The following is a 6231-nucleotide window of genomic DNA, read 5'->3' on the forward strand; positions in this document are numbered from 1 at the left end:
CCGGTGCGCCTGCTGCCGCCGGGCGGTGGGCCACCCGGCGACCACGGCGTCCCGCAGCAGCGGATGCGCGTAGCGGGGGCCCGCCCCGCCGGCCCGCAACCACCCGAGCCGCGTCATCGCGGTGAGCCACCCGGCGACCCGGGCCGGGTCGGTACCGGTGGCCTCGGCGAGAAGGGGCACGGGGTCGTCGGCGGGGGAAGCCGCCGGATCGGGAGACCGGTGGCTCGCCGAAGCGTCGGTGAGGGGGGCCACCGGGTCCTGGGACCCGAGGAACCCCGCGTCGGTCGTCGCCGCCGGCCACGCCTGTTCCAGCGTCGCCAGCGCGCGGGCCACGTCCGCCGTCGCCTGGCCCGCGCTCTCCAGCCACCAGGAGACGGCGGCCGGGTAGGCACCCGGGTACAGCGCGGCGGTGGTCTCCGGCACGGACTGCGGCAGGCGCCGGGGCGGGGTGCCGCCGAGGTCGTCGAGGAGGGCGCGCAGCAGCAGCGGACTGCCCGCACCGGCCCGTACGCACTCCTCGATCCACTCCGGGCCGGCCTCGGGGAAAGCGGCACGCAGGAGTTCCGCCGCGGCGGGGTCGCCGAGCGGGGCGAGGATGTGGGTGCGGACCAGGGAGCGGGGCAGGGCGTGGGTGAGGCCGGCGGGTTCCGGCTCGATGTCGTACTGGCTGCGCTCGGTGGCGACGATCAGGACCGGTAATGAGCCGACCCGGCGGGCCGCCTCCACCAGCCAGCGCCGCGAGGCGGCGTCGGCGAGGTGCACGTCGTCCACGGTGACCATGACGGGCGACTCGGCGGCGTGGTCGACGAGCAGCCGCCACAACCGGGCGGCCGTACGCCGCTCCTCGTCCCCGAAGACCGGTACACCGGCGGACGGAACACCGGACCCGGACGGAACACCGACAGCCGGAACCCCGGACCCGGACGGGACACCGGCAGACGGGACACCGGAACCGGACGGCCCCCCGGCAGCCACCCCGGCAGAGGCGTCGCTCGCCCCCTCCCCCACGGCCCCCGGCACCCAGCCGGCACCCCCCGGCCCCGCGCCGGTGAACTCCGGCACCCGGCTCAGACAGTGCCGTACCGCCGCGAACGGCACCTCCCGCTCCTGCGGGGAGCAGTGCACGCGCAGCACCCTCATGCCCTGGTCGGCGGCGTGTTCCGCCGCCGCCTCCAGGGCCGCGGTGCGGCCGGTCCCCGTGGCGCCGCGCAGCAGGACGAGACGGCCGGCACCGGCGCGGGCGCGCGCGGTCTCCGCCGTGATCAGTGCGTGCGTGTCGTCGCGTTCGCACAGCGGACGGATCATGCCTGCCTCCCGTGGTGGGTGCGCCTCGGCCTGTAGGACGGGACGGACCGAGGACGGTTGCGCGGCTGTGGCGAGGCTCACGACGGTGTCCTCCCTACCGTCAAGTGGCCCCCGGGGAGGCCCTGTACATGGACTGACCTGCGAAGACCAGAGGTTTGCGCGGTTCTTGCCCCTCTGGTCTCGTGGTGTGCCTCGTGGTGCTCCACGATTGCGCCCGTCACAGCGGTCCCAGAAGTGTGGAACATGCCCATCCGCCTCTGCCCTTCACCGGACGGCGGACCTGTGAACTTGGGGGAAACGGTTGCTCAACTCACCCCGGACCACTGACTCCGGCCGCACGGCCGGACCCGGGCGCAGGACTCCCGTGTCGGTCACCGCCCCGGACCCGATCAGCCGCGAGGGCGCGATCAGCCAGCTGCGCCGCCACCCGGAGATCGAACTGCGCGAGGAGACCGGCCCCGGCACGGTCGCCCTGCTGATCGAGGACGCCCTCGACGACGCCGGGCTGACCCGGCTGCGCCGGGTCGTGCGCAGCGAGGGCGCCCGCGCCGTGCTCGTGGTGGGCACGATCCGCGAGAACGAGCTGCTCGACGTCATCGAGTGCGGTGTGGGGGCCATCGTGTGGCGCCGGGAGGCCACCGACCACCGGCTCGTCCAGGCGGTGCTGGCCGCCTCCCGGGGTGACGGGGACCTGCCCGCGGATCTGCTCGGCCGGCTCATCAACCAGGTCGGGACGTTGCACCGCGGTGCGGCCGGCCGGCCGGGTTCGCCCTCCCTGGGCCTCGCGGCACGCGAGGTCGACGTCCTTCGGCTGGTGGCCGAGGGACTCGACACCGGGGAGATCGCCAGCAAGTTGTCCTACTCCGAACGCACTGTCAAGAACGTCATGCACGGACTGACCACACGTCTGCACCTGCGCAACAGGGCGCACGCCGTGGCCTATGCCCTCAGGGAAGGCTACATCTGACCGAACGGGCAATCGAAGGCGGACTCCCGGGCAGCACCGCTGCCCGGTCCCCGTCCCCGCCGAGCGTGCGGTACGGGCGGCACACCGGGCACGATCGTGTCCGGTGGCGAACGGCGGCGAACAGCGGCCGACGGCAGCGGTGGACGGCAGGGCGACGGAGCGGCCCCGGCAGGACGACCAGGCAGGGCGAACACACGGTGAGCAAGGCGGGAACACGGTGATCCACGAGGTCGACGAGGTCCTCAAGGACCTGCTGAACGGTGGATCGCTGGCCGGTTCCGGCATCGACGTGTCCTTCGACGCCCCCACCCGCGACTGGGCGGCCCGGCGCAACGGCCCCGGCATCAACGCCTACCTGTACGACATCCGCGAGGACCTCGGCAGGCGCCAGCGCGGCCAGATCCCCGTACGCGACGAGTACGACGTCGTCGTGAAGCGCCGTCAGCCCGCGCGCTGGTTCCGCCTCGCCTACCTGGTGACCGCCTGGACCAAGCAGCCGCGCGACGAACACCGGCTGCTGTCCGCGGTGATGGCCACGCTGCTGCCGCGCGAGGTGCTGCACCCGAGCCAGCTGCCGGGGAGCCTCAGCGAGCTGGGCCTGTCGGTGTACGTGACCGTCGCCGCCGCCCAGACGGAGGCCCGGTCCCTCGCCGAGATCTGGAGCGCCCTCGGCGGCGAGCTGAAGCCGTCCCTGGACGTCATCATCACCGCGCCGTTCCCGGCGTTCCGCGAGTACGACGCGGGTCCGCCGGTCACCGAGGGCGCCGCGGTCCGGGTCCGCGCCTACGACGGTCCGGGCGAGGGCGGCGACGGCGACGGCGACGTCCCGTGGGCCGACCGCACCGAACGGGTCTCCGACGAACGCGCCCACCGGCCCCGGCAGGTGGCGATGGCCAAACGCGCCCGCCGGACCGGGAACGGAACCGGGAACGGAAACGGGCCCGGGGCCGCCGAGACCGGGACCGCCGACAAACAGGACGCCGAACGACCGTGACGACCCCCGCCCTCACCCCCGTCCTCACCCCCCCGGACCCCACCCCGCTCCTGCACCGCCTCGCCCTCCTGCGCGAACGCGTCGCCGCGCTGGTCGAGCACCGCGCGGCGGCCGACCCCACGGCCGACGACCCGCTGCGCGGCCTGTACCTCTCCGAGGACGCCGTACGCCACCTGCTGCTGCGCCCCGCCGGCCCCGGCCCCGCGCCGGAGAGCCCGGCAGCGGCCGCGCCGGGCGATCCGCTGGAGGCGCTCTCCGCCCGGCTGGACCTGTCGGACCTGGACACCGCCGTCCTGCTCGTCGCCCTCGCCCCGGACCTCGACCGGTCCTTCGAGCCGCTGTACGGCTACCTCAACGACGACGTCAGCCGCCGCCGGGCCACCGTCGCGCTCGCCCTCGACCTGTGCGGGCTGCCCGCGTACGACGCGGCGGCCCGGTCCCGGCTGCACCCGTCGGCGCCGCTGACGACGCTCGGCCTGCTGGTCGTGGAGGAGCCCGAACGCCCCTTCCTCAGCCGGTCGCTGCGCGTCCCCGACCGCCTGGTGGCGCACCTGCTGGGCGACGACACCCCCGACGCGTACCTCGCGGGCCACATCCGCCCCGTGCCGGCCCCGGTCACCCCGTACGGGGACCAGGACGGCGGCCAGGACGGGGAGGAGGCCGCCCCGGACGTCCTCTTCGCGCGCCGGCTGGGCGCGCTGCTCGCCGAGCACCCGGTGACCGCCTACGTCCGTGAGCGCCGCGAGGGCGACGGCCTGGCCTGCGTAAGCGCCGCCCTGCACACCGCCGACGTGGCGGCCCTGCACTTCACCGGCGGCGAGGACCGCGTCCCCGAGCTGCTCCGCGAGGCCCGCCTGACCGGCCGCGCGATCGTCCTCACCGGCCTCCCCGAGAAGCCGGAGAGCCTCGTCAGGGCGCTGACCGCGGCGACGGACGTCCCGGTGCTGATCACCTCGCAGGGGCCGTACGACCCCCAGTGGGCCGATCTCGACCCGCTGGTCCTGGAGGCGCCCGCGCGGCGTGCGGGAGCGGTGGACGCCTGGTCGGCGGCGCTCGGCGACGCGGACTCCCTCGACCCCGGCCTGGATCTCCCGGCGACGGTCGCCCCGTACCACCTCGGCGGGGAGCGCGTCGTGCGCGCCGCCCTCGCCGCCCGTTCGCTCGCCGCCTTCGACGGCACCCCGGTCACCGCCGACCACCTGCGGCTCGGCGCCCGGCAGCAGTCGGCGTCGGGCCTTGAGCGGCACGCCCGGCGCATCCGGCCGGCGGTGGACTGGGGGGACCTGGTCCTGCCCGACGCGCCGCTGGTGCAACTGCGCGAGCTGGCGCTGCGCGCCCGCCACCGCGACCGGGTCCTCGGCGACTGGCGGCTCAGCGCCGGCGGTGGCCGCGGGCGGGGTGTCCTCGGTCTGTTCGCGGGCGAGTCCGGTACCGGCAAGACCCTGTCGGCGGAGGTCGTCGCGGCCGATCTGGGCCTCGACCTCTACGTCGTGCAGCTCTCCTCGGTCGTGGACAAGTACGTCGGCGAGACCGAGAAGAACCTGGAACGGATCTTCAGCGAGGCCGACCGGACCGACGCCGTGCTCCTCTTCGACGAGGCGGACGCCGTCTTCGGCAAGCGCTCCGAGGTGAAGGACGCGCACGACAAGTACGCCAACATGGAGAGCGCGTACCTGCTCCAGCGCCTGGAGGCGTTCGACGGCATCGCGCTGCTCACCACCAACCTGCGGGCCAACATCGACGAGGCGTTCACCCGCCGGCTGGACCTGGTGGTGGACTTCCCGTTCCCGGACCCGGAGCAGCGGCTCGCGCTGTGGCGGCACGGTCTGAAGCACCTGCCGACCGACGGGGAGATCGATCCGTCGCCGCTGGCGAAGGAGTTCGAGCTGGCGGGCGGTTCCATCCGCAGCGCCGTGGTGACCGCCGCCTACCTCGCCGCCGGGCGCGGCGACTCGGTGACGGCGGCCGACCTGCTCGAAGGCGCCCGGCGCGAGTACCGCAAGGCCGGGCGCCTCGTGCCGGGCGAGGGAAGCTGGTAGCTCAGGACCCGTCGTCCTGCTTGCCCTGGAGAATGCGCCAGTCGCCGTCGGCGAGGGGGTTGTTCTCGGCGGAGTTGCAGTTGTGGATGGTCAGCCTGACGCCGGAGACGCGGTCCTTCGTCTCGTGGACCTGGAGGCACTTGTTGTTGCTGGCGAAGTTGCGGAACCAGTAGGACCCGTTCTTCTGCTTCTCCAGCCACCAGAGCTGGTTGTCCGCCTGCGTGCCGTTGCAGGTGAACTCGATGACGTTCGTCCCGACCGGCTTGGCCCCGTAGCCCGGGAGGTCCATGCACAGCTGGTCGTGGGTGTTGCGGATCTGGAAGAGCTTCGTCCCGCCGGGGCCGCCCTTCGGGTACTTCACCTCCAGGTCCCACATCTGGTCGTCGATGTCGCCCTCGTGGCAGTTCGCCTGCTGCACGACGGTGTTGATCTTGCCTTCGTTGCGGCCGGGAATGTCGGCGCACATGTTGGTGGTGGTGTTGAGCAGCATGACGTTGGAGGCGGGCAGGATGTCCGGCTCCTTGGAGGCGGACGGGGACGCCTCGCCGCCGCCGCCGTCACCGCCCGCGCCGCCGGCGTCCTCCTCCTTCTCCGTCTCCTCCTGGGTGGGCTGCTCGACGGGCGACTCGGCGGGAGCGCTGGGTGGCGCCAACTCTTCGGTGGCGGACGGGCTCGGGGCGAGGGTGCTGACGCCGGCCTCCTGCAACTCCGTGGCACTGGAGCGCACCTGCGGCTTGTAGGCGATCCAGATCATCACGAAGGCGAGGGTGAGGGCGAGGAAGAGCCCCAGGAAGGTGGCCAGCCAGCCCGGCAGGAAACTCCGCTGCACGAACGTGCCGGGCACGTCCAACGGCTCGACACCCGACCGCTGCACCGCCAGGTGATACGGCCGGTCCTCCTTGCTGCCGAACCAGCTCACCCGCTGC

Annotated in this window: 5 protein-coding genes; 3 read left to right on the top strand and 2 right to left on the bottom strand. The window is 73.9% G+C overall.

The features are described from left to right. A partial coding sequence (locus tag UW392_RS36765; protein ID WP_320779560.1) for an ATP-binding protein occupies positions 1 to 1305 on the bottom strand: 1305 nt, incomplete at its 3' end. Positions 1306 to 1606: 301 nt separating this feature from the next. Here UW392_RS36765 and UW392_RS36770 point away from each other — a divergent pair. From UW392_RS36770 to UW392_RS36780, 3 genes are all read left to right on the top strand, one after another. Continuing rightward, positions 1607 to 2272: a response regulator transcription factor gene (locus UW392_RS36770; protein ID WP_320779561.1), complete on the top strand. Its 666-nt coding sequence runs from the start codon at positions 1607 to 1609 to the stop codon at positions 2270 to 2272. A gap of 217 nt (positions 2273 to 2489) precedes the next feature. Next, positions 2490 to 3266 carry a DUF4255 domain-containing protein gene (locus tag UW392_RS36775; protein WP_320779562.1) on the top strand — a complete coding sequence of 259 codons (777 nt, stop codon included), beginning with the start codon at positions 2490 to 2492 and terminating at the stop codon, positions 3264 to 3266. Continuing rightward, a complete protein-coding gene (locus tag UW392_RS36780) occupies positions 3263 to 5305 on the top strand; it encodes an ATP-binding protein (protein WP_320779563.1) in 2043 nt (680 codons plus the stop codon). The genes UW392_RS36775 and UW392_RS36780 overlap by 4 nt, the downstream gene beginning before the upstream one ends. Before the next feature lies 1 nt (position 5306). On the opposite strand, the gene UW392_RS36785 is transcribed toward UW392_RS36780, so the two are convergent. Beyond that, positions 5307 to 6231: RICIN domain-containing protein (locus UW392_RS36785; RefSeq protein ID WP_320779564.1), on the bottom strand; the 925-nt coding region annotated here is incomplete at its 5' end.

Source organism: Streptomyces sp. CRN 30 (assembly GCF_034105845.1).